This is a genomic window from Paenibacillus sp. Y951 (assembly GCF_056786395.1).
The window spans coordinates 358700-382685 of record NZ_JBXCIY010000002.1 but is presented as its reverse complement, the minus strand read 5'-3'; the positions used below and the strand labels follow the sequence as shown (position 1 = coordinate 382685).

17 protein-coding genes are annotated in these 23986 nt (G+C 39.1%); 14 read left to right on the top strand and 3 right to left on the bottom strand.

Annotation, left to right across the window (positions count from 1 at the left end):
- Nucleotides 1-11 precede the first annotated feature (11 nt).
- On the top strand, nucleotides 12-1796 hold the full coding sequence (locus tag AC1TPB_RS04495) for a sensor histidine kinase (protein WP_482075384.1): 1785 nt from the start codon (nucleotides 12-14) through the stop codon (nucleotides 1794-1796).
- 92 nt (nucleotides 1797-1888) lie between these two features.
- Here AC1TPB_RS04495 and AC1TPB_RS04490 read toward each other — a convergent pair whose 3' ends face one another.
- Nucleotides 1889-3004, bottom strand: coding sequence for an RNA-guided endonuclease InsQ/TnpB family protein (locus AC1TPB_RS04490; protein ID WP_482075383.1), 1116 nt, complete (start codon nucleotides 3002-3004; stop codon nucleotides 1889-1891).
- A 157-nt stretch (nucleotides 3005-3161) separates the two neighbouring features.
- On the opposite strand from AC1TPB_RS04490, the gene AC1TPB_RS04485 reads away from it, so the two are divergent.
- From AC1TPB_RS04485 to AC1TPB_RS04470, 4 genes are all read left to right on the top strand, one after another.
- Nucleotides 3162-4787: a response regulator transcription factor gene (locus tag AC1TPB_RS04485; protein ID WP_482075382.1), complete on the top strand. Its 1626-nt coding sequence runs from the start codon at nucleotides 3162-3164 to the stop codon at nucleotides 4785-4787.
- A 24-nt stretch (nucleotides 4788-4811) separates the two neighbouring features.
- Nucleotides 4812-7187 (top strand): GH36-type glycosyl hydrolase domain-containing protein, encoded by a 2376-nt coding sequence (locus AC1TPB_RS04480; RefSeq protein WP_482075381.1) that lies wholly within the window; start codon nucleotides 4812-4814, stop codon nucleotides 7185-7187.
- A 203-nt stretch (nucleotides 7188-7390) separates the two neighbouring features.
- Entirely contained in the window at nucleotides 7391-8212 is an 822-nt protein-coding gene (locus tag AC1TPB_RS04475; protein WP_482075380.1) for an EAL domain-containing protein, read from the top strand.
- Nucleotides 8213-8271: 59 nt separating this feature from the next.
- Nucleotides 8272-9231, top strand: coding sequence for a GGDEF domain-containing protein (locus AC1TPB_RS04470; protein WP_482075379.1), 960 nt, complete (start codon nucleotides 8272-8274; stop codon nucleotides 9229-9231).
- A gap of 170 nt (nucleotides 9232-9401) precedes the next feature.
- Here the strand turns inward: AC1TPB_RS04470 and AC1TPB_RS04465 are convergent, their stop codons facing one another.
- A complete protein-coding gene (locus tag AC1TPB_RS04465; protein WP_482075378.1) occupies nucleotides 9402-9701 on the bottom strand; it encodes a hypothetical protein in 300 nt (99 codons plus the stop codon).
- A 49-nt stretch (nucleotides 9702-9750) separates the two neighbouring features.
- Here AC1TPB_RS04465 and AC1TPB_RS04460 point away from each other — a divergent pair, with 49 nt between their 5' ends.
- From AC1TPB_RS04460 to AC1TPB_RS04420, 9 genes are all read left to right on the top strand, one after another.
- Nucleotides 9751-9900 carry a hypothetical protein gene (locus AC1TPB_RS04460; RefSeq protein WP_482075377.1) on the top strand — a complete coding sequence of 50 codons (150 nt, stop codon included), beginning with the start codon at nucleotides 9751-9753 and terminating at the stop codon, nucleotides 9898-9900.
- Nucleotides 9901-10230: 330 nt separating this feature from the next.
- Nucleotides 10231-11565 carry a hypothetical protein gene (locus tag AC1TPB_RS04455; RefSeq protein WP_482075376.1) on the top strand — a complete coding sequence of 445 codons (1335 nt, stop codon included), beginning with the start codon at nucleotides 10231-10233 and terminating at the stop codon, nucleotides 11563-11565.
- 175 nt (nucleotides 11566-11740) lie between these two features.
- Complete coding sequence (locus AC1TPB_RS04450) at nucleotides 11741-12592, top strand: pentapeptide repeat-containing protein (RefSeq protein WP_482075375.1); 852 nt, start codon at nucleotides 11741-11743, stop codon at nucleotides 12590-12592.
- 125 nt (nucleotides 12593-12717) lie between these two features.
- Nucleotides 12718-13731: an SDR family oxidoreductase gene (locus AC1TPB_RS04445; protein WP_482075374.1), complete on the top strand. Its 1014-nt coding sequence runs from the start codon at nucleotides 12718-12720 to the stop codon at nucleotides 13729-13731.
- Nucleotides 13732-13830: 99 nt separating this feature from the next.
- Nucleotides 13831-14289, top strand: coding sequence for a HEAT repeat domain-containing protein (locus AC1TPB_RS04440; RefSeq protein WP_482075456.1), 459 nt, complete (start codon nucleotides 13831-13833; stop codon nucleotides 14287-14289).
- A gap of 176 nt (nucleotides 14290-14465) precedes the next feature.
- The gene (locus AC1TPB_RS04435; protein WP_482075373.1) at nucleotides 14466-20009 is read left to right on the top strand and encodes an S-layer homology domain-containing protein; all 5544 of its coding nucleotides are present in this window, start codon (nucleotides 14466-14468) and stop codon (nucleotides 20007-20009) included.
- Between the two features lie 162 nt (nucleotides 20010-20171).
- Nucleotides 20172-21170, top strand: coding sequence for a carbohydrate ABC transporter permease (locus AC1TPB_RS04430; RefSeq protein WP_482075372.1), 999 nt, complete (start codon nucleotides 20172-20174; stop codon nucleotides 21168-21170).
- On the top strand, nucleotides 21167-21997 hold the full coding sequence (locus AC1TPB_RS04425) for a carbohydrate ABC transporter permease (protein WP_482062839.1): 831 nt from the start codon (nucleotides 21167-21169) through the stop codon (nucleotides 21995-21997). Before AC1TPB_RS04430 ends, AC1TPB_RS04425 begins: the two co-directional genes overlap by 4 nt.
- A 78-nt stretch (nucleotides 21998-22075) precedes the next feature.
- Nucleotides 22076-23482 carry an ABC transporter substrate-binding protein gene (locus AC1TPB_RS04420; RefSeq protein WP_482075371.1) on the top strand — a complete coding sequence of 469 codons (1407 nt, stop codon included), beginning with the start codon at nucleotides 22076-22078 and terminating at the stop codon, nucleotides 23480-23482.
- Nucleotides 23483-23610: 128 nt separating this feature from the next.
- Here the strand turns inward: AC1TPB_RS04420 and AC1TPB_RS04415 are convergent, their stop codons facing one another.
- Nucleotides 23611-23817, bottom strand: coding sequence for a LamG-like jellyroll fold domain-containing protein (locus tag AC1TPB_RS04415; RefSeq protein WP_482075455.1), 207 nt, complete (start codon nucleotides 23815-23817; stop codon nucleotides 23611-23613).
- Between the last annotated feature and the right edge of the window lie 169 nt (nucleotides 23818-23986).

Sequence of the window (23986 nt, the reverse complement as noted above, 5' to 3'; positions counted from 1 at the left end):
AGGGTAACGAAATGGTCAAATGGATGAGTAACTCTCTTGGGAGAAAACTATCAGTCATTATTATGATCTCTACACTAGTTCCTCTATTATCCTTAGGAGTCTTTACTTATTCCGTTTCTTCACTAGTAACCGAGGAAAAAGTCAATCAATCTGGAATCGATACGCTTAAGCAGATGGAAGATAAACTACGTTTTATTATTGATGACATAGAGAATATTTCCTTATTTATGATTGGCCAGAATGACATTCAAAAATTTCTTAGCGCAGAAGTGGATGATAATCAACATCAAGCAAGAATTCTAGATTTTATGATGAATTTATCTACCTCAAAAAAATATATATCAAACATTTCACTTTATTCTAAAAATGCGAATACCTCTCTTTCTAATACAGCCATCTACTCTTCAAATTTGTCTGATCAAGTTGATTTATACAATGTGACTGACAAGATCTGGACCGGAGTTTATACGGTATCTGATTTTTCAGGTCAGCATCAAGTTATGTCACTTATTAGACCTATGAGAAGTATCTATTCATATGAAACTCTAGGATGGCTTGTCATTAGTTTAGACGAAAACGAACTCTCTGAGTATTGGTCAGAGGCTAATCTTGGTGAGGGTAATGGTAAGGTCGCATTAATTAATGAACATGGAAATGTCATTTCATCAACTGAGAAAGAATGGCTTGTAAAATCTTTTGATGAGTTATTTCCAGGTGCTTTAAGTCAATTCAATGAAGGACTATACGGTGAAACGGTGTATGGAGAAGGATCAGCCAAGAAGACCATACTCTACTATAGTCAAAAGACGAACGGCTGGAATTTTATTGGTATGTTGCCATACGATCTATATAGCTCCCAAAATCGCTTTATATTAATTTTAACAGCGGTTGCTGTACTATCTTCCATTATTATTAACGGTGGGCTTGTCCTCTTTGTCATCCAACGAGTAACTAATCCATTACGTATGTTAACTCGGCTGTTAACAAAGGTGAACACCGATGATCTTATGCCAATTTATCATGCTCAATCAAGAGATGAGATAGGAAGATTAGGAGAGAGCTACAATAAGCTAGGTTCTCGTATTAAGGAGTTGAAAGAGCAGCTTATAAGAGATGAGACGCGTAAGAAGGAGGCAGATATTCGCGCTTTACAGGCGCAAATTAATCCTCATTTTCTATATAACACATTATCATCTATACATTGGATGGCGCTTATGTCAGAAGAAAAACAAATTTCAAATATGGTAGGAGCATTAAGTGATCTACTTCAGTTCAGCTTAAATAAAGGAAATGAATTCTGTCCCGTACATCAAGAGCTTGCACATATTCGGAACTATACAGACATACAGTCTATTCGTTATCCAGATAAGTTTGAGGTAGATATTATCGTAGATCCAAGCTTACAGGATAAATTCATGTTGAAGCTAATTTTACAGCCTCTTATTGAAAATGCCATGATTCACGGTATTCAGAAAAAGGCTGGAAAAGGTAGCATTGGTATCTATATAGAGCAGCAAGGGAACGATATGAATTTTCTTGTTGTTGATGATGGTATTGGCATAACGGAAGATAGATTACATAATGTACGCAATCAATTAGAACAATCAGCAGTTGTATATGGTCCAGAGGCTAGTTATGGTTTGAGAAATGTAAATGAACGACTTCGTCTACACTATGGTTTGCTGTCATGTTTACAAATAGAGAGCAGACCGAATAACGGTACTCGAATATCTTTCTCTATTCCATTCTTGGAGGGTCCTTATCAACAACTCACAACTAAAGTTGCAAGCTTGTAACTGCCCGGAAGTGAGAACGGCTACGAAGGCCTCCTTCCTTAAGATGGCGTTACTTTAGGCAGGTCGACAGCTGCCCGATGGCATAGGTATACCTACACAATCACTTCAGCGATGTACTTCATTCCAATACGCTGAAGATTCATCGCAGCGATACGATCATCATTCGATCGATAGCTGCATGCCTTGCAGGTAAAGCGATGCCCCTTCTTGTCTCGGTTGGCCCGCTCTTTATGCTCGCACTTCGGGCAGGTCTGCGAAGTATACCGGGGATCAACCGCAATGACCTGCGAACCTTGGCACGCAGCTTTGTAGGTCATCATCTGCCTTAACTGGTAAAAGGACCACGATACCATTTCATATCGATGGCGAAGTCGGACGGTTTCTGTGGACCCACGAATACCAGTTAAGTCTTCTAGGACAAACAATGTGCCTGAACCATAGCGGTGAACGAGTGCCTTAGAAATCTGATGATTATGATCCATCATCCAGCGGTGTTCTCGATCTCCGATTCGTTTCAGTTTACTTCGTGCAGAAGGCGTACCCACTTGCTGCAAGGCTTTACGTAACTGTTTGTACCGTGACCGCTTATTCTTCGCCACTCTTCCGTTATAGAAAGTACACTGTCCATCGGTATCATAGCTGGTAGCGGTGAAATTGATGCCCAGATCCACGCCAACGACTTGATGGATGCTTACTGTTGAAACTTCTTCCGATGCTTTTGTCATTGGGATATGCAAGAAGAACTTCCCACGTCGAATCACAAGTTTGGCGGTACCGAACATCCAAGAGCCATCGAAGTAGATATCCATCCCTTTCCGGGCATAGGGAACCTTGATCCGACCTGTTAATGTATTGATCGAGAACATCTGCTGACTTAGCGAATAGTCACGATGCCAGACGAGATCATATTCGGACTTTTTAAACTGAACTCGTGTCCAGGGATGATGGCTACTGTTTAGTGACTTATAACGAGCAACAACGGTCTTGAGGACAGATTGCGCCATCTGAGAGCGAAGCAAATAGGTCTGGCGCAGATGACGATAGTGTTGCTTATGCAAGAAAATCGTAGACATCCTTTTGGACTCGAACACAAGCTGAGAGACATCGTTACAAGCGTCACGATAAGCGCGTACGGTCTGAAGCAGTTGCTCCGCTTGCTCAGTTGTGGGCATGATCTTGATTTTGGCGGTAAGCGTCAGCTTATTCATGTTTAGAATCACCTCGTATGATCAGGGTAAGGACTCCGGTTCACAGCATAAGAAGTTAGTCATATTCCCATTATACCAAACATACGTTCGCGGCTATAGTTTTTTTATTCGATTGTAGAAAATAATTAAAAATACTTTGAAGGGAGGAAAGGATTCGATGGCAGTGTCGATGATGGAGACTGCGTCAATTCCTCTCACGACTGAAGTCACGAGTGTCCTTTACGCTCTTATGAAAATTATGATCGTGGATGATGAGGTAATTATTCGTACAGGGTTAGAAAAAGTAATAAAGTGGGGAGACCTTGGTCTAACCTTACTGCCTCTCGCTTCGTCTGCTGAAGAGGTTCTTGAGCGGATTGAAGAAGAACGACCAGATATTTTAATGACGGATATTCGAATGAGCGGTAAGACGGGATTGGAACTATCAGAGGAAGTGAAAGAGATATTTCCTAATCTTGAGATTATTATATTGACGGGATACGATGATTTTATGTATACACAGCAGGCAATTCGTCAACAAGTTAGCGATTATCTGCTAAAGACGAGTCGACCGGAGGATATTATTCGAACCGTGTTAAAGGCAAAGCAACGGGTAGAGGAGCGTCGAGTTACCCAAAGTAAGGATCATATGAAACATAGAGAGGATCGCTATCGTCTCTTAAAACGCTACATTATTGATGGGGAGCAGTTACAGCAAGAGGTCGGAATTCTATTTGAGAAAAGTTCTTCTACGTTAGAACAATGTCATCAAGGTTGGCAAATCATCGTTATATCGGCCGAGGGCTGGGGGCAATCTGCTTTGGAACAGGAGTTACTTTTATTCGGCGTTGATAATATGGTTGCGGATCTAATTCCTTGCATAAGTTTCGTATATAAAGATAATGTAATTGTCGCTATATCAATGGGTAAATTAGAGAGCGAGAAGCAGATGCGTCGAGTGATCTTTGAGAAGATCAGTCGTTTACTGAAATGTCAGCTAACGGTTGTTGCTGGTCAGCAGGTTGATTATCCTAGTCAATGGCATGAATCATACTTGACAGCGGTAACAGCCAAATCATATCAATCGCTGCTAGAGCAAAATCAATGGGAGTATGAAGATATTAAGCATCGAAAAGGTGGAACGACCGTTTGTTCCTATGAAGAGGAGATGGAGCTATCATTACAACTTCTTGAAGATGATCCTATAGCACTGAAACTATGGGTGCAAAGCTATATTAATCATCTGCTTGATGACCCAGAGGTTACACCTCAATCACTTGAGAGTGCTATTCAGTCGGTTGTTATAGCAGCACATCGATGGATTGATCGAGTACTTTCGGCCATTGGTCGGAAGGGATCACAGGAAGTGAGTTTGCCATCCCTGCAATATAAGCTTGATCGTAACCCTAGTGATACTCTGTTTCAACATCTGCATATGATTATGAAACTTTATCATCATTATTATGCAGAAGGAAAGACTGCACATATCCAAAAAGCAATCGTCTATATTGAGGAGCAAATTGGAAAGGATTTGAGATTGCAACAGGTAGCTGAGTTTGTACATCTTCATCCGAATCATCTCAGCGAAATCTTCAAAAAGGAAACGGGTATGAAATTTGTCGATTACGTTACTGGTAAGAAGGTTGGGCGAGCTGCTGAAATTCTAGCAACCTCACCTGCCAAAGTCAGCGAAGTAGCCAATAGAGTTGGATACGAGGACGTAAAGTATTTCGGACAAATTTTCAAAAAGTATACCGGACTAACACCAAGTGAATATAGAGACAAGAGCCGGAAAGATTTATAAGATTAGTGGAAAAGGGTGATCATATTGATCCATGCAACAAAAAATAACGAATACTATGAATTGAAAAGTGCAACTCTTCTACCTAAGGCATCAGGGTTTTTATGGAATGAGAAAATGATGATTCATATGAATTGTCGCGGATATGCTGTAACCCAGTTCATGCAACCAGAACCCGCAAAATACTCCCATGCTCCCAATTTGGAAGCCAAATCGTTTATGCAACCTGAGCAGCCTTACTATGCTCATCATCCTGGTCGCTTTCTATATGTGAAGGATGAGGAAAGTGGAGAAGTTTTCTCTGCTCCATACGAACCTGTACGCAAGCCAGCAGATAACTTTTCTTTTGCTGTTGGTAAGAGCGACATCGTGTGGAACGTTGAATGTAATGGAATATTAATAGAAATGAGCTTAAGTTTGCCTAAAGCAGATGCTATGGAGCTTTGGCAAGTGAAGGTAAAGAACCTTTCACAGCGGCAACGTAAGATAAGCATTTACCCTTATTTTACTGTCGGTTACATGTCGTGGATGAATCAATCTGGAGAATACAATGAAAATTTACAAGGAATTGTATGTTCATCAGTTACTCCTTATCAAAAATATCATGAATATGACAAAATAAAAGAATTTAACGATAAAACCTTTTTACTAGCTGACCAGAAACCTTCTGCATGGGAAGTTAATCATGAAGCATTTGATGGAGAAGGTGGAATTTCAATGCCTTCTGCAATTAGTAATGAAGAACTGGGAAAAGGAGATGCACGATACGAAACGCCAGTAGCTGTCCTTCAATATCGAATAAATCTGCTTCAAGAAGAAGAGCAATCATATCGATTTATCTTTGGACCAGCTAACAATGACGAACAAATTGCACAAATTCGAAAAGCTTATTTTATAGATAAAAACTCGGATAATGAAGATGGTTTCGAATTAGCTAGGCGAGAATATGATGCGTACATTAGAGAAGGTAAAGGGTGCATTGAGATTGAAACTCCTGATTCTGATCTAGATAACTTTGTTAATCACTGGTTGCCCCGCCAAATCTATTATCACGGAATAACGAATCGTCTCACGACAGATCCACAAACCCGTAACTTCCTCCAGGATCATATGGGGATGAGTTATATAAAACCTCAAATAGCTAGAGAAGCTTTTCTACTGGCATTGAGCCAACAAAAAGTAAGTGGTGCCATGCCAGATGGTATTATTCTACATCAGGATGCCGAGTTGAAATATATTAATCAAGTCCCTCACACTGATCATTGTGTGTGGTTACCTATTTGCTTAAGTACTTATTTAGATGAAACGAATGATTATGCAATATTGGATGAACAAGTACCATTTGCAGATAGTGAGGAACTAGCATCAATATTTGAACATATAGATCGAGCGATGCAATGGTTAATCCATGATCGAGATAGTCGAGGACTGAATTATATCAATCAAGGTGATTGGTGTGATCCTATGAATATGGTTGGTTATAAAGGCAAAGGTGTTTCTGGATGGCTGACCATTGCTACAGCTTATGCATGTATGGTTTGGGCTAATATATGTGAAAATAGTGGTCAAAACCAAATTAGCAATAACTATCATCAGGCAGCGCAAGAAACGAATGATATTATTAATACCTATTTATGGGATGGCAATTGGTATGCAAGAGGCATAACAGATGACAATGTTGTTTTCGGGATTAGCACTGATAGTGAAGGCAGGATTTTTATCAATCCACAAGGGTGGGCACTATTGAGCGGTGCTGCTAATATTGAGCAGCAAGAGAAGTTAATTAGAGCGGTTAAGGAGCAATTAGAAACACCATATGGCGTTGAAAAGCTGGCTCCTTCTTATACAGCCATGCGAGAGGATGTAGGTAGAGTAACTCAAAAACATCCCGGTTCCGCAGAAAATGGTGCTGTATACAATCATGCTGCGGCATTCTATATTTACGGGCTTTATGCTGTAGGTGAGAAAGAAAATGCTTATCGTTTGCTTAGAAAAATGCTACCAGGACCGACACTAGAGGATATTGTACAGCGAGGTCAGCTACCGGTATTTATACCTAACTATTATCGCGGAGCATATAGACAAATCCCTCGTACGGCAGGACGTTCGAGTCAGCTGTTCAATACAGGCACAGTTCCTTGGATGTATCGCTGTCTAATTGATGGTTTATTCGGTATTAAAGGCACTAGTGAAGGCATACAGATTAAGCCTCAGCTACCAACAGAATGGAACGAGGTTACAGTCAAACGAGAATTTAGATGCGCAACGCTACATATTGTTATGAAGCGAGAAGCGGGACTGCGATTAATGGAAACTTATGTGAATGGTCATTATATTGCAGATAGCATGATTAGAAATATTAAGCCAAATACTGTCTACGAAGTGTTAGTGAAAATACCTTAAACTCACAATGTAACATGATGTAACTGTTATTTCGCATACTACTCTTAGGTGAAGTAGATAAGCTATTTTCGATATAGTCGGAGACAGCTTATTTTTACTGTTTTTACATATATTTTACACCCAATTAATCTGTTTCGTTATATCGAATGTTAGAATGAAATTATTAGAATCATAAATCTAAGATTTGATAGGATGATTACTACATGGGAAAGTCATTGAAACATGTAATAAGTGAAACGCAACAGTATAGTGAATTGGAGCATGAATTGTTAACTGTGCTGAATGATCAGAGTATACATACATTATATCAGCCAATTATTGAGCTCGATTCAGGAAATGTGATGGGTTATGAAGCATTAACAAGAGGACCAGTCCATAGTATACTTCATTCTCCTTTGCAGTTATTTACAATAGCCGATCAGTTTGGTGAATTGCATACACTTGAACGTCTAGCACAGGAAAAAGCGATATTAAATGCTCGTTTGGATTCCATGCAACAACTGTTATTTCTCAATATATCCCCGCAAATGATTAATGCTTCTGAGTTCATATCATTGAGAACGTTAGAGGCACTACATAGTTGTGGATATAAACCTCATAATATAGTATTCGAGATAACGGAACAGAGTTCTATCGATGACTTTACTAAGGCAAGGCAATGTTTAGCATATTATCGTAATCAAGGTTATCGTATTGCAATAGATGATGCCGGAGTAGGTTATTCCTCGCTTAATACAATTGCTCAGCTCTGTCCTGATTATATTAAATTTGATCGCTCGCTTATCCAAAATATTCATCAGGATAGGATGAAAGAATGTATACTTGAAGCATTTATTACGTTTACTAAAAAAATGAATATTGGTTTAATAGCAGAAGGAATTGAGCTAGAGGAAGAACTTGCTATGCTTGTTCGTATGGGAGTAGAGTATGCACAAGGCTATCTATTAGCAAGACCACATCAAAATCCATCAGCAATCCCTTCACATATTGTTGAGATTATTCGACAAAATCGTAAAATCACATAGTAATAGTGAACCCATTATAAAGGATTTAATTAACTATTTAACATTGGAGTGTACGAAAATTGGAAAACTGGAATGATGTTCCGAGTTTGAAAGAAATTCATATACAACCAGGACATACAGTAGATGAGAATGAGAAGTTAGATGATTTGGTAAATCAAATTAAAGTGCAAAAATCATCCATGCGTACATATGTAGTATTAAAAAATGATATAGCAATCGGTATTATTAGAAGTGTGGACATGTATGGCCTATTAGGAACCCAGTATGGCATGTCATTAAATTTAAAAAAGAAGCTAAAAGACGTCATGTATTCGAATGTTTTAATCGCTGATTGTTCAATGAAGGTAGATGAAATATCGAGAGTTGCGATGGCAAGGTCGTATGAGGATATTTATGATGATATTCTTGTAACAGAAGAAGGTAAGTTCATAGGTGTTATTCCAGTGTATGAGTTGTTAACTTTCATGACAGAGTATAGACTGAAAAATGCAATTCAACAAAATCCGTTGTCAGGGCTTCCAGGTAATGAAAGCATCGAACAATATATTCGCTACAAGTTAGAACATAAGCAGACATTTTCGGTTATTTATGCAGATATCGATTATTTTAAAGCTTATAATGATGCCTATGGTTTTAAGTTTGGTGATGATGTAATTAAGTGGGTTGGCAAAACTCTCACATCAATAATGTTGCCAGAACTATTTGTTGGTCATATCGGTGGGGATGACTTTGTGACAATTATTTCTCAGCCCTTTGTAACTGAGTACTGTGAAAAAATCATTGCTATATTTGAAGAGGAGAAAAAACAATTTTATTCAATAGAAGATTACTCCAAAAACTATATAGTTTCATTAGATAGAGATCATCGCTTGAAAAAATTCCCCTTTATTAGCATTTCCATAGCGGTAATCAATGTTGATGCAGATCAATATACTGATTTGACTGAGATATCGCTCACAGCTGCTAAACTCAAAAAGAAAGCGAAAAATATTGCTGGAAGCAATTATGTTAGTGCGTGATAGCAAATACAAAATGATAATATGATAATAGTTGAGATAGAACGAGCCCCAATAGTGGCACTTATTAAGGTGCTTACTAGTTGGGGTTGGTTTTCCTTACGTTATCAAGCTTGATAACGTAATCTAAATCTCATTATTGCTTTCATAATTGTTGCGGGTGGCGAAGGCACTTACCGTTTCTGAGCCCATAAGTGGTTGTTTCGAATGCTTGCCATACGCTTGAACATTTTACGAACAATCGGGGTACTTTGTAGTGGCTCCTCATTAAACAAGCTATACATAATGACAGAAGGATGATTGCATGTTCCTTTTAATTTGATAGGACGATCATTCAGATAGAACCCTGTATCTGGACATATGCGTATCGTACGATAACCATAGTTCGTATTTATTTCATCTATTGCAGCCTCTAATACTTGATGGATGGCTAACGATGTTTGGCTGGCATCTGTAAGAGAGTCTAGCAACACAGAGGAATCAGTATATATTGAATCTCTATTCTATGGAAACGCCAACTATATGTTTAGTAATGATCAGTTGGATTCAGGTAACTTAATTGATGCTTATGAACCAGGCTCAAAAGAAGCAAATGCAGAATCAAAAATATCTGTATACTGGGCACAAATAGTTCCTGAAATTATTTTCGCTAAGACTGATAATAGGTGTTGAACTTATTTCTCCTAAATACACAGGGAAGTACGAATAATATACGGGAAAATTAAATTGAGACAGGTTGGAATCGTGAGTCATTGACTCTTAGATACAACCTGTTTTTCTCTATTTTGAAAGAGTTAAGTCTTCCGTAATTAGGATATCTATGATGTCATCGAAACAATGTAGATATGTTGGATTCATACCCAAAGTGAAATTCATGGTGGTATCTACCCAATCCAACCTTAATACAACCTCATATATATGTACATGGAGGTGTTGTATGTTGAAAATAATTGTTCAACTAAAAATATGATTCGCTTGAGAAGGTGTTCTAGGTGTCTGCAATTGAAAAAGTCCAGTTATCGTAGTAGTTCATGCAAGAAGAAACAGAGTAAATACAAAAAATGCAATAAAAAAAGAAATGAATCTCTAAGAAGAGACAGAGGCTGCTGTAATAAGGATTATAGGTGTAAGCAGAATCATAAGGTATGTGAGAAATGTTGTAAAAGAGGATATAGAGGTAAGCGAGGACCACGTGGATATAAAGGAGAAAAAGGTGACAGAGGAAATACCGGAGCAACGGGAGCAACAGGAAATACCGGAGCAACGGGAGCAACAGGAGCAACTGGAGTAGCAGGAGCAACGGGAGCAACAGGAGCAACTGGAGTAGCAGGAGCAACAGGAGCAACCGGAGCAACAGGAGCAACAGGAGCAACGGGAGCAACAGGAGCAACGGGAGCAACAGGAGCAACTGGAGTAGCAGGAGCAACAGGAGCAACGGGAGCAACGGGAACAACGGGAGCGACAGGACCTGCAGGGGGATCAACAGGAGAAACAGGAGCAACAGGAGATAGTGGTGAAACGGGAGCAACAGGAGCAACAGGAGCAACAGGAGCAACGGGAGCAACAGGAGAAACAGGAGCCGTAGGAGAAACGGGAGCCGCAGGGGGAGCAACAGGAGCAACCGGAGCAACAGGAGCAACAGGAGCAACCGGAGCAACCGGAGCAACAGGAGCAACAGGAGCAACCGGAGCAACAGGAGCAACAGGAGCAACCGGAGCAACAGGAGCAACAGGAGCAACCGGAGCAACAGGAGCAACAGGAGCAACAGGAGCAACAGGGACAACAGGAGCAACAGGAGCAACGGGAGCAACAGGGACAACAGGAGCAACGGGAGAAGATACGCCATATATTGAAACGTTAAATGTAGGCGACATAGACACGTTAATTTCATTTAACGCAGGTTCAGGAAACAACCAAGCTATTGGAGCCCTTGTATATAATGGGCAGGACACAACGATTAGCAGACTTGCAACCTTTGTTACTCAACTAGGCGGCAATACGGGAAGTTTTCAAATGGCAGTCTTACAGCCTGTAGGCTCAACAACAGCTACGGTTATTGCTGTGACAACGGTATCAATGACCATATCTCCAGGTCTGTTCATCTTGCCATTAACTGCACCTATAACACTATTAGATAATAGTGTATATTATCTAGCTGTATACAATCAGATCAATGGATCATCACTCGGTGGTCGAGTTACTGGAACAGGCAGTGTAAATGATGCTTTCCCAATTAACTTTAGATCTCAAAACCTCACTGGGTTTACAGTTGGAGCCGTAATAAATACTAGTGATGTAAGCTTGCGATTATCACCTTGGATCGCGGGATTAGAATAACCTTATTCAAGTAAAAAGTAATGTGTATAAATGAAGAGATGATGCACCAAGACATCATCTCTTCATTTGTAATATTTAGCTAGCAAGTGTCATAGTTAAAACAAATATCCCAACATTTCATTTAAATGGTAATATTAATTTTGATAGATGCTAGTAAAGGGATGTGTACAATATTGTGTTTCAACGATTAATAGATAACGTCAATAGCCCAAATCCATATCGTGCAGATTGTGAACAATGCTTTGGTTTATGCTGTGTGGCGTTACCTTATGCCAAATCTGCTGACTTCGCTTTTAATAAAGACGGAGGGACGCCATGTCATCATCTACAAGCGGATTATCGTTGTGGTATCCACCAAAAATTAAGAAGTAGTGGCTTGCGGGGCTGTACAGTATATGAATGTTTTGGAGCAGGTCAGAAAGTTTCTCGAATGACGTATAACGGAAAAAACTGGCGAGATAACCCAGAGTTAGCGAAGGAAATGTTCGACGTTTTACCAGTTATGCAACAGCTGCATGAAATGCTTTATTACTTAACAGAAGCACTTAGTCTAGAGGATACTCATCCTATTTATGAACAATTACAAAAGGCTATAGTAGAAACGGAACAACTTACAAATCTCAATACGACAACACTGCTAGAACTCCATGTACCAACTCATAGAGCATTTGTGAATGACTTACTGCTGCAAACGAGTGAACTAGTACGTGCCAAAGTCAAAATAGGTCCCCAAAATAGTAAACATAGTAAAATTATTAGAGGAAGAGATTGTATTGGTGCAAAGTTAAAAGGAGCTAGTCTTAAAGGAGCTAATTTAAGAGGCGTATTATTTATTGCAGCGGATCTTAGACAAGCGGATATGAGAAAAACAGATCTGATTGGTGCAGACTTAAGAGATGCTAATCTCAGTGGAGCTAATCTTATAGGCAGTATCTTTCTTACGCAAGCACAAGTCAATTCCGCTAATGGTGATAGTGAAACTCAATTGCCATCTGCGCTAACGATTCCTGCTCATTGGTTAGATTAAATCTATCAGTTTTCGCCGAAAAGTAATTGATAGGTTTTACATATTGTCTTGGTAACGCATACATGATAACGTAAGAGGGAAGTAAAGCAATGATGTTATGTTGAAAACACTCTGGAGGTGGATAGATGAAAGCACTATTTATTGGAGGGACAGGTACGATTAGCTCGGCAATTACAGAGCAATTATTAGCGCAAGGACATGAGCTATATCTCTTGAATCGAGGTAATCGCAACAATGCTCTACCAGAAGGTGTCAATGTCATTCAAGCAGATATTAATAATGAAGTGCAAGTAGCAAAGCTCATTGAACATTTAGAGTTTGATGTTGTTGCTGACTTTATAGCATTTGAACCAGCTCAGCTGGAACGAGATTATCGCTTGTTCAACGGTAAGACAAAACAGTTTATATTTATTAGCTCGGCGTCTGCTTATCAGACTCCACTATCTGATTATAGAATTACGGAGGGCACGCCATTATCGAATCCTTACTGGGAATACTCACGCAATAAGATTGCTTGCGAGGAGTATTTGGTCAAGCAGTATCGAGATAATGGATTCCCAATTACGATTATTAGACCAAGTCATACGTATGATGAACGTTCGATTCCACTTGGTGTACACGGTAGAAAAGGATCATGGCAGGTTGCGAAGCGTATGCTTGAGAATAAGCCTGTTATTATTCATGGTGACGGTACTTCGCTATGGACGATGACGCATAATAGTGATTTTGCTAATGGCTTTATTGGATTAATGGGTAATATTCATGCCATTGGTGAAGCAGTACAGATTACTTCGGATGAGACGGTCACATGGAATCAAATATATGAAATTATTGCAGATGCTCTTGGGGTGAAGCTAAATAGCGTTCACGTTGCATCATCATTTTTGGCGGAATGCGATGAAGAGTTTAGTGGTGGATTATTAGGCGATAAGGCCAATTCTGTCGTTTTTGATAACTCGAAGCTGAAAAGACTTGTTCCTGAGTTTGTTGCAACAACGCGACTAGATCAAGGAATTAAGCAAACGATCGAATATATATTAGCTCATCCTGAGCACCAGACGGATGATCCTGAATTTGATAGCTGGTGTGATAAAGTTATTGGAGCTTTAAATGCTGCAGCTGAGTCGATCAAAAACTAATCAACAAGTGTGGGTAGAATAGTTGCGTTCGTGCTATAATAGAAACTAATAGTATGTAATTTATCATTATGCCATTGCGGCGATGATTAAGGAGATTGAATTTTGAATAATAAAAACCATGAAGCTGTTGGTGAGCTTCCAGAAAATTTTGAAGAACTTAAGAAAGCAGTTAATCGTACTGCAAACTGGAAAGATCGTTTGGATGCTGTTAATGAATTGGCTGGGTGGAACTCCGATGAGACAATTAAAGTTTTACAGCATGTTCTGACAGGCGATCAAGTATCCCAAGTTCGTGAAGCTGCATTCCGCACGCTGAAAAAAATGGGCGAAGATGTACAAATGCCAGTGAAAAGTAAGGGAGAGCTATTCAAAAATCTTCGTAAGATTTTGCTAAGAATTAAGAAGAGCTTACCAGAAGGTCATACATTCGAAGAGTTTAAAGAAAAGCTACAAAAGATGCGTTCGGATATTTATGATACTTACGAAGGTGATAAAGGCGAAGGCTTTGACGCTTGGCTTACAGATATGTGGGAAACAACTACGAGCAGAAGAAAGTAATTGTTTCGTTAGATAAGTCATTGGGAGCATGGGATTATATCCATGCTCCTTTTTTGTGTTGTGCCAAGTGGATCTAATAGTTGTACCAGTCTTTACTGAACCTTAATATGAAATAAACATAGTGATGACATACATCCTCTATCATTGTACTTATCAATATTAGGGGGAATTTATTCATGTATGCAGTTAAACATCGTAAAGGAATAGCTATTTTGTTAATGGTAGCTATGATTTTCAGTATGACACCAGTTGGCATGAGCTTTGCAAGTAAAAACGGTAAACCAGATCTACTTATTACAGAATTGGTACCTGATACAGCCAATGTAGATAAGAACGATGCTTATGAATTTGTTGAAATATATAATAATACGGATGAGGCAATTGAGTTCAAAGATTATGAACTACGCTATCGTTACGATGCGAAAGATATACACTGGAATGTATTAGCTTCCTATGAGAGTGTACTTATTCCGGCACACGACGCTATCGTATTATGGGTACAATATGAAGCTATCGAGAAGGTGACACTCGACCAATTCAATAGCAATTACAAAACTCAATTTGTTGAAGGGACGAATCTGTTTAAAGTTGAGACTACTGGTGGAATGATTAATAGCGCAGCAAGAACGTTAGCAATTGTTGATCCAACAGTTTTAGATGAGAATAATAAAGGTACAATAATTTCTCAAGCCTCATATCAAAACGATGAACAAACGAAGCCAGACAAAGGTATTTTCTATCGTATGCCTAATGCGGGTGATACAGCTATGGTCATGATGGACAATCCAGGTACAATTGATGCTTCTCCTGGTGTTATATCACCAGATCAATTATTACGTCTTGATGAGATTGTTACAGAGGTACCAATTGACTTACAACATACTCCGAGCACATATCGCTTGATCTCTACGAATGATTTTGTGATTGAGGTAGCGATTTCTAATGCTACAAGTACAGTTGATGGAAAAGTATATTATAAATTCGATGATGAGACAGATTACACGGAAATGGAAATGGCAGGTAGTACATTAACTGAGCAAAGCGCTACGATCGTAAGTAGCCAATTGACATCCCATAATAAGCTAACGTACTACATAGAAGTAGTAGGTGATGATCAAGCACCAATCGTAACTCCAGTCTATGACATTACGATTGTTGATCCTGACGCAACTAGTGAAGATGCTCCAATTATGCTCGTAACAGAGCTACTGCCGAACAGTAATAATGTAGGTGGAAGTGATGCTTACGAGTTTATTGAGATTTACAACAATACAGATAAAGACATTAACTTTAAGGATTACAAATTGTACTACATCTATACGGATAACGGTAGAATAGCTGACGTCGTATGGGCTACAAAGCAAGAGGATATTATTATTAAAGCAATGGATACAATGGTATTTTGGAATATTAACTCTGCGAATGGAAGTTTAACGGTTGCAGACTTTAATAAAGAATTCCAGACAAATCTAATTGAAAATGAAAATATCGTTAAATTGTACAATGATGGACTGGCGAATGGCTCTAGACGTGGTATCGCTATCGGTACGAATACACATCAAGATATTTCTGTGGCCTATTATGATGGTTCAATTACGAATGTTGTTAACAAAGGTAGTCACTATCAATATCAAGTGGGCAACACAGATATGTTTGAATTTGCAGTAGGTACGATTGATTCTTCACCTGGATTTGTATTGCCGAATCAAGTGCCGGCAGTTCCTATGAAAACAATTGAAGATAACGAAGAACCTGTATTTATTAATCTAACTAATGTTACTGAAGTTGATGCAATCACTGATCTTACGATACAAGCAGAAATTACAGATAATGAAAGTGTGAAATCTGCTGTTCTATACTACAAGACTGATAAAGATTCCGCATATTCAGAGCGCTATTTATACGATGAGAATAGAACAGATCAATTTACGTATACGGTCAACTCGACTGAATTTATTGGACGCAATGATGTGACGTATTATTTCGAATATTCGGATGGTCCGCATAGCTTAACGTCTTCTACCTATACAGTAAATATTACGAATAACAGCAAAGATGATAGTACACGATTGAATATGAATAATAATCAAATCGTAAATGGCATTACAACTTTGAAAGGTGCTTCAAGTACATTAACTCCAGAACAATTACAACTGTTTGTTGATGAACAAGAGGCTTTGGATACTTATGCAGCATTAGAAACGGATGCGTATTTCGTATTTGAAGCGAACGATGTCAATTATTACTTCAAAAACGGCGTTACGATGGGTACGGAAATTCTGCATACATTCCTTGATCCTATTAACACATTTACAACAATTAAAGTTCCAATTGAAGCAGAGCGATTAGCGTTTGGCAATAATGAAATTGCTATTCGTGCAGGTACGAAGTCTGGTCCTTTCGATGATCGTCCAGAAGAAAATAAAGATGATTTCAAAGTACGCAATGTTCGTCTAATATTAGCGGATGGCACTAATATTTATGATCCAGCTTTCAATAATAAGGATACTGTCATCAAGATGGGTGATAGCGCAGGTATGAATGAGGCATTGGCATTCAATTTTGAACTATCAAGCGACAGCTTACAGGCACTTGCTTATGACTGGAACACGCTTGAAACAGAAGATGGTGAGCATATTGTTAAAGTAGTAGCGGGTAATGAAGAAGTTGAACAAACCGTTATTGTTGATAATACAGCACCCACAATTGTACCTTCGATTACTAATGATGAAGTATTACATGGTGAGTTTACATTGGATACAGTAGTTACCGATAATTATGCTGGTGTTCAATCTGTTGAGGCAACATTAAATGGTGACATTATTGAGTTGCCATATGAAACTTCAACGGGTACATTAGCTTCAGGAGCCTATTCATTTGCAGTGACAGCAACGGATGCCGTAGGTAATCGCACAGTTGAAACGGTCACATTTACAATTGATAATGATAACCCAAATGCGGTCGAGCTGATTACTCCGCTATCAGGTAGTAAAAATGTTGGACTAGCACCGACATTAAAGGTTAAAGTTACTGATCCGCAAGAGGATGCAATGTCGGTTCTATTCAAACGTGGCTTCCATTATGACAGTAAACGTACAGCGGGCTTTAACGCTTATTATGGTGGATCTACTGTAGAGCCGCCGAAGCAAAAAGTACCTTCAGCTGAGACGAAGATGAGTTCAACGGCATTGCAAGAAATTAGTGCAGTAGATAGCAAATACTATACGACGGATGCTACGGAACAGTTCCCATACCAACGTTTTGAGATCAAGTTTGATTCATCTGTAGTTGCTACTGATGAAGTGGAGATTAACTGGCAGGGGAATTCATTAGAAGGAAGAAAAGTGAGCTTATACGCTTGGAATCCTACTGTTGAAGAATGGGGTTTACTGGACAGACATATTGCTGGACTAGAAGACTTTAAGCTAGAAGCTAAAGTTGCTGCAGGGGACTATAATGACAATGGTGTCATTAATGTGATGGTGCAGGATGAACGACCAGTAACTGAGGATGAATATGACTTCTCCTTTATATGGATGTCGGATACACAATATTACTCAGAGAGTTATCCTGAAATCTATGAGACCAATACGCAGTGGGTTGTAGATAACCAAGAGGCGATGGATATTCGTTATATCATTCATACGGGCGATATCGTTGATGATGCGGATCAAGATTATCAATGGGAAGCTGCGAATAAAGCGATGGAAACAATCGAGAAAGCAAAAATTCCGTACGGTGTATTAGCAGGTAACCATGATGTTGATCATCAAACCGGGGATTACTCATACTATTGGAAGCATTACGGTGAAGATCGCTTCAAAGATATGGAGACTTACGGTGGATCGTATCAAAATAACCGTGGTCACTATGATCTGATCTCTGCTGGCGGTATTGATTTTATTATCGTATATATGGGCTGGAACATTGGTGATGCAGAAATTGATTGGGTTGAACAGGTTGTGAAGGATCATCCGGAACGGAAAGCTATTCTAGCGTTCCATGAATATATGCTAGTTTCTAATAATCGTGCACCAATTGCCGATGAAATATATGAGCAAGTTGTTGTACCATATCCTAACGTTATAGCTACGTTGAGCGGTCACTATCATGATGCGGAAACTCTTGTAGATGAAATCGATGATAATGGTGATGGCATTATAGATCGTAAAGTTTATCAAATGTTAGCCGATTATCAAGGTGCCGAAATGGGTGGATTAGGTTATATTCGTCTACTTCAATTTGATCTAGATAATGACCAAATTCATGTCAAAACGTACTCACCATATTTGGATGATTACAATTACTACGATCCGACAGAATATCCAGGTAAAGATGAATTCGATATGGATGTAGATTTAGGTGTTATGAACAAACGTGTTGCTACCGATTATTTTGAAGTGAATATCCACACGGCGCAAGTCATTGGTGAGGTTACTAATGTTGCTAGTGGATCGGAAGCTTCGATTCAATGGGAGAAATTACAGAAAAGTACAAACTATGAATGGTATGTTGAAATAACGGACCAATTCTCAGGTAAATTAGTTTCACCAATTTGGAACTTTACAACAGTAGGCGGGTCAACGGGCACAAATCCGTCAACGCCAACTCCAGATGAAACTGAGAACAAACCAGAAGCTTCAAACAATACGATTACGGTCGACATTAAAGATGTTGGTTCTGATGAGTCGGGAAGCACTTCTATTACTGTTAGTAGTACGAATGGAACGCCAGTCGACATTGTGATAACGAAAGAAGCTATTGCACAATTAGCTCAGAATGAGCATGATCTAGAAATTATAGTAGGCGGGCAAACGATTACTATTCCATCTTCAACTTGGAGTGGATTAGCTAGCGATGAGTCGTTGAAAATTACTGTAGCTTCGAAGGGACAATCAGGAACTACGGATAAATTAGCAAAAGAATTCCAACATGCAAGTAATATTCTAGATGTTAAGCTGACAGCAACTAATCTAGTCAATGCAGCTGAATCTAGAGAAGTTGAAGGTAAGATGATACTTGTGTTGGATATTACTTCACTAGATGCTGATTTTGTAGGGGTATATCAACTAGTCGATGGGCAACCGGTCTATGTCGGCGGTAAAGTAGATGGTCTTACGATTTCAGTTGATGTTACGCAATCGGGACAATTCTTTGTAGCGGAATATGTGAAAGCATTCCAAGATACCGTTGATCATTGGGCAGAGCGCAGCATTTCCATTCTAGCAGCTAACCATATCGTGAATGGAACATCTGCTAGCAATTACAGTCCTCAAGCAAATGTCCAACGTGCTGATTTTGCAACAGCTCTAATAAGATCACTAGGTATTTATGATCCACAAGCTAGTGACCAATTTACAGATGTTAATAGCAATACTTATTATGCTGGATTTGTAACTGTAGCAAGTGGACTAGGTATCGTTCAAGGTAATAATAATGAATTCCGTCCATTGGATAAAGTAACTCGTGAAGAAGCGGTCGTTATGTTAATGAGAGCATATCGTACTCTTAATCCAGACAAAAAAGTAAATGTAGCCGAACAAGCAGAATTTACGGATATGAATCATGTTTCCAAGTGGGCATTGAACGATATTCGTGAAGCTCAAGCGTTGTCCTTAATCCAAGGTAAAAATGGTCATACTGTTGATCCGCAAGGACAATTAACAAGAGCTGAGCTAGCTCAGATGATCATTAACTTTCTTGCAATAACAAATAAGTAAAGTTTTGAAAGTAAAGTTGCTTATCAAGAAGAGGATGTCACTGTGTTTATGCAGTGATGTCTTCTTTTTTTTGTTTTGCCTGCTCATAAAATTACATAAATTTAACAATTATGCACACAAAATCTTAATGCTGCAATAACAGTCAATTAACAAATCACCTTTATGATAGATAGAGTAGATAAATATGAAGGTGGTAATAAGGAGATGGAAATGAGAGACGGGGAATTGACGCTACAGAGATTGAAAAGTGGAAACCTTGTTAGAGTGCGCGTAAAGTCTAACAAGCTAAGAAAAATCAAGGAAAGCTCGCTCGGATATTTGTTTCTAGCACCGTCATTACTGCTGTTTAGCCTATTTTTATTTTATCCATTAGTCAAATCAGTCTACTTAAGCTTTCACTTAACAGATCCAAGAGGCAGAGTTGCTGCATTTGTAGGTTTTGATAACTTTACAACATTGTTTGCTTCCGAGTTATTATGGAACAGTTTGAAAGTAACGGGCCTATTTACATTGTTGACTGTACCTGCAGGCATTGTGTTAGCGATTATAACTGCTGCACTTACTCATATTAAATTACCTGGCATGCGCATATTTCAATTTATGTTTTCTATGCCGCTTGCGATGTCAGTTAGTACGTCTGCGGTAATTTGGCTTATCTTATTCCATCCGACACTAGGGGTATTCAATTATTTATTATCGCTAGTTGGTATCTCACCGATACAATGGCTGCCAGATCCGTCAATAGCACTACTATCGATATCAATCATGACAGTATGGATGAACTTTGGCTTCAATTACATCATTGTGCTTAGTGGCTTACAGGGGATTCCAGATGACTTGGTGGAAAGTGCCAAAATAGATGGAGCTGGACCGCTTACAGCATTTGTACGTATTGTATTACCTCTTTTATCACCAACATTATTTTTCCTCTCAGTTATTTCGATCATTGGTGCTTTCCAATCGTTTGGGCAAGTTCATTTGCTTACGAAGGGTGGTCCGGCAGGCTCAACGGAAGTGTTAGTTTACTCCATTTATAAGGAAGCTTTCGTTAATTATCAGTACGGCACAGGAAGTGCATTAGCACTAGTGTTGTTTGCGATAGTGCTGCTGCTTACTATCATTCAATTCGCATTTGTAGAGAAGAAGGTGCACTATCAATGAGAAAAACAACGAATATTATGAATCACTCGCTCGTTTATATTCTGTTAGTCATGTTTGCAGTGATTGTACTTTTTCCACTATTGTATACAGTGCTGCAAGCATTTATGAATCCTGCGCAATCAACACTGTATCCACCAAAGCTTATTCCAGAATCATGGTACTTCGGTAATATTGAGAATGTATTTAGCTTAATACCGGTCGGGACGTTTATTAGCAATAGTTTCATTACTGCAACAGCTATTATGGTGGGACAAGTATGTATCGCTTCAATGGCAGCATATGCCTTCGTCTATATCGAATTTCCGTTCAAAAAATTTTGGTTTATTTTGTTTCTGTCTACGATGATGGTTCCGTGGGAGGTAACCATTATCCCTAATTATTTGACGATTAAATCTTGGGATTGGCTTGATTCTTACCAGGGTCTCACAATTCCTTTTCTAGCATCAGCGTTTGGTGTGTTTCTGCTTCGGCAGTTTTTTCTCCAGCTACCTAAGGAATTATTCGAAGCAGCTCGGATAGATGGAGCGGGACATCTACGTCACTATGCCACAATTGTATTACCATTATCCCGTCCAGCAATTGCATCCTTATCTGTCTATGTATTTCTTAATTCATGGAATATGTATCTATGGCCGCTTTTAACGACGAATAGTGAAAAAATGCGTACTGTACAAATTGGGGTTAGTATGTTGCAGTTCGAAGAAATGAGCTCTTGGAACAATTTGCTGGCAGGTGTTATGGTCGTTCTGCTCCCTTCGCTCTTACTGTTAGTGCTTGGCTTGAAGCAGTTGGTTCGAGGAATTACAGCAGGTGCAGTAAAAGGATGAAGTAGTACATAGCCTCAGTGGCAACGCCGTAAGGCGATCCATATAAATAAAAAACGAGATAAAGGGAGAGAAACAAGAATGAGAGCAAAATTGAAATTAAGTTTGACTGTCATTATGGCTGTAATGCTTATCTTTGTTACAGCTTGTGGTGCAAACGGAGGAAATAGCGGAAATAATGCGTCTAACAAAACTAGCGACGTAACAGATGCATCCCAAACCAAAGCAACACCAACTCCAGCAGCTACATCGAATGATCCAGTTAAAGTGGTATGGTGGCATTCTATGGGTGGTGAGCTTGGTAGTGCAGTCACACAATTAGTGACTGATTTCAATGCCTCTCAATCTAATATTATTGTTGAAGAAATTTATCAAGGATCTTACGATGAAAGCTTAAATAAAATGAAGGCATCTATGGATTCTAAGACAGGTCCTTCCCTGATTCAAGTGTACGAAATTGGATCACGCTTTATGATTGATTCTAAGTCTACAACGCCGATGCAAAAGTTTGTAGATGCAGAGGGCTTTGATATGTCTCAGCTTGAAGAAAATATTACGAACTATTACACATTTGATGGACAACTGCATTCCATGCCTTTCAACACGTCTAATGCTATTCTTTACTATAACAAAGATTTATTTAAGGCAGCTGGTCTCGATCCAGAAAAAGCACCGGCTACCTTTGAGGACGTTAAGGAATACGCTGAAAAACTGACAGTGAACGGACAGGCTGGTGCATCCTTCGCAATCTATGGTTGGTTCATGGAACAGTTTTTTGCAAATCAAGGTAGCGACTATTTGAATAATGGTAATGGTCGTTCTGCGGCAGCAACGGAATCATTACTTAATAATGAAGTTGGTTTACAAACACTTACTTGGTGGAAAGAACTTGTAGACAGTGGAAATGTTTTGAATCTTGGTCGTGCTACAGCTGATACGAAAAAAGCATTCCTTGCAGGACAAATAGCGATGACGTTGGATTCAACTGCGTCACTTCGGGGCATGGTAGATGCGGCAGAGGGTCAGTTTGAGATCGGCACAGGCTTTCTGCCTAAAGCTGAAGGGGCTGCTGACGGCGGGATTATTGTAGGTGGAGCAAGCCTATGGATCATGAACAATAAATCCGATGAGGAACAACAAGCGGCATGGGAATTTATTAAATATTTAGCGAAGCCAGAAACACAAGCTTATTGGAATGTGAATACTGGCTACTTCCCAATTACGAAGAAGGCTTATGATCAACAGCTTATTATTGATAATCTAGCAAAGTATCCGCAATTCCAAACTGCTATCGATCAGCTTCATGCATCTAAGCCTAGTACAGCATCTAATGGGGCAGTAATGGGTGTATTCCCTGAAGCTCGTCAAATCGTTGAAAGTGCTATTGAAGAAGCATTAACAGGAATTAAAGAACCTCAAGCGGCATTAGATAGTGCAGCAAAAGCTATTACAGATAAAATCTCTACGTACAATCTAACCGTTCAATAATTCAATGGATGAAAAATGCTCGCTATCGTTACTTATAGTGAGAGTAGTTAACGTAATTAATAAGAAAGCCTACTATGTCTATACGTTGTCCAACGTAAATGACATAGTAGGCTTTTTGTTGTGTTAAACTAATTTAAAGCTTTAACATCAGCATCTGATAGAGCATAGTCAAAGATTTTTAGATCGTTAACAGTTCCTATAACTGGAGTGTCCCAGTAATTCACACCAAGAGCGGCCTCTGCGGTATCACCTGTAAATAGGTCTTTGAAATTGTTGAAGCTGTTCATAAGTGTACCGTCATAGTAGATAGAAGCTACTCCATTGTCGATCGTAATAGTAACTTGAACCGATACTGTAATAGAGAACCTTGCTTCTGTAGGGCTTCCATCGAACTAATAAAGAATGCCTCCAACTGTGAAGTGTCGTGCCCACAATTGAGAAATCCCAATGTTTTTATCAAATCCGCCTGGAATAAAGCTAAGCCATTGATCGGTGAATAATGTA

What these genes read in the sequence shown, in the direction of transcription:
- AC1TPB_RS04430 (WP_482075372.1), top strand. Translation starts at nt 20,172, where the DNA reads ATGATAGATAGAGTAGATAAATATGAAGGTGGTAATAAGGAGATGGAA.
- AC1TPB_RS04490 (WP_482075383.1), bottom strand. Translation starts at nt 3,004, where the DNA reads ATGAATAAGCTGACGCTTACCGCCAAAATCAAGATCATGCCCACAACT.
- AC1TPB_RS04460 (WP_482075377.1), top strand. Translation starts at nt 9,751, where the DNA reads ATGTTTAGTAATGATCAGTTGGATTCAGGTAACTTAATTGATGCTTAT.
- AC1TPB_RS04475 (WP_482075380.1), top strand. Translation starts at nt 7,391, where the DNA reads ATGGGAAAGTCATTGAAACATGTAATAAGTGAAACGCAACAGTATAGT.
- AC1TPB_RS04445 (WP_482075374.1), top strand. Translation starts at nt 12,718, where the DNA reads ATGAAAGCACTATTTATTGGAGGGACAGGTACGATTAGCTCGGCAATT.
- AC1TPB_RS04435 (WP_482075373.1), top strand. Translation starts at nt 14,466, where the DNA reads ATGTATGCAGTTAAACATCGTAAAGGAATAGCTATTTTGTTAATGGTA.
- AC1TPB_RS04485 (WP_482075382.1), top strand. Translation starts at nt 3,162, where the DNA reads ATGGCAGTGTCGATGATGGAGACTGCGTCAATTCCTCTCACGACTGAA.
- AC1TPB_RS04425 (WP_482062839.1), top strand. Translation starts at nt 21,167, where the DNA reads ATGAGAAAAACAACGAATATTATGAATCACTCGCTCGTTTATATTCTG.
- AC1TPB_RS04420 (WP_482075371.1), top strand. Translation starts at nt 22,076, where the DNA reads ATGAGAGCAAAATTGAAATTAAGTTTGACTGTCATTATGGCTGTAATG.
- AC1TPB_RS04495 (WP_482075384.1), top strand. Translation starts at nt 12, where the DNA reads ATGGTCAAATGGATGAGTAACTCTCTTGGGAGAAAACTATCAGTCATT.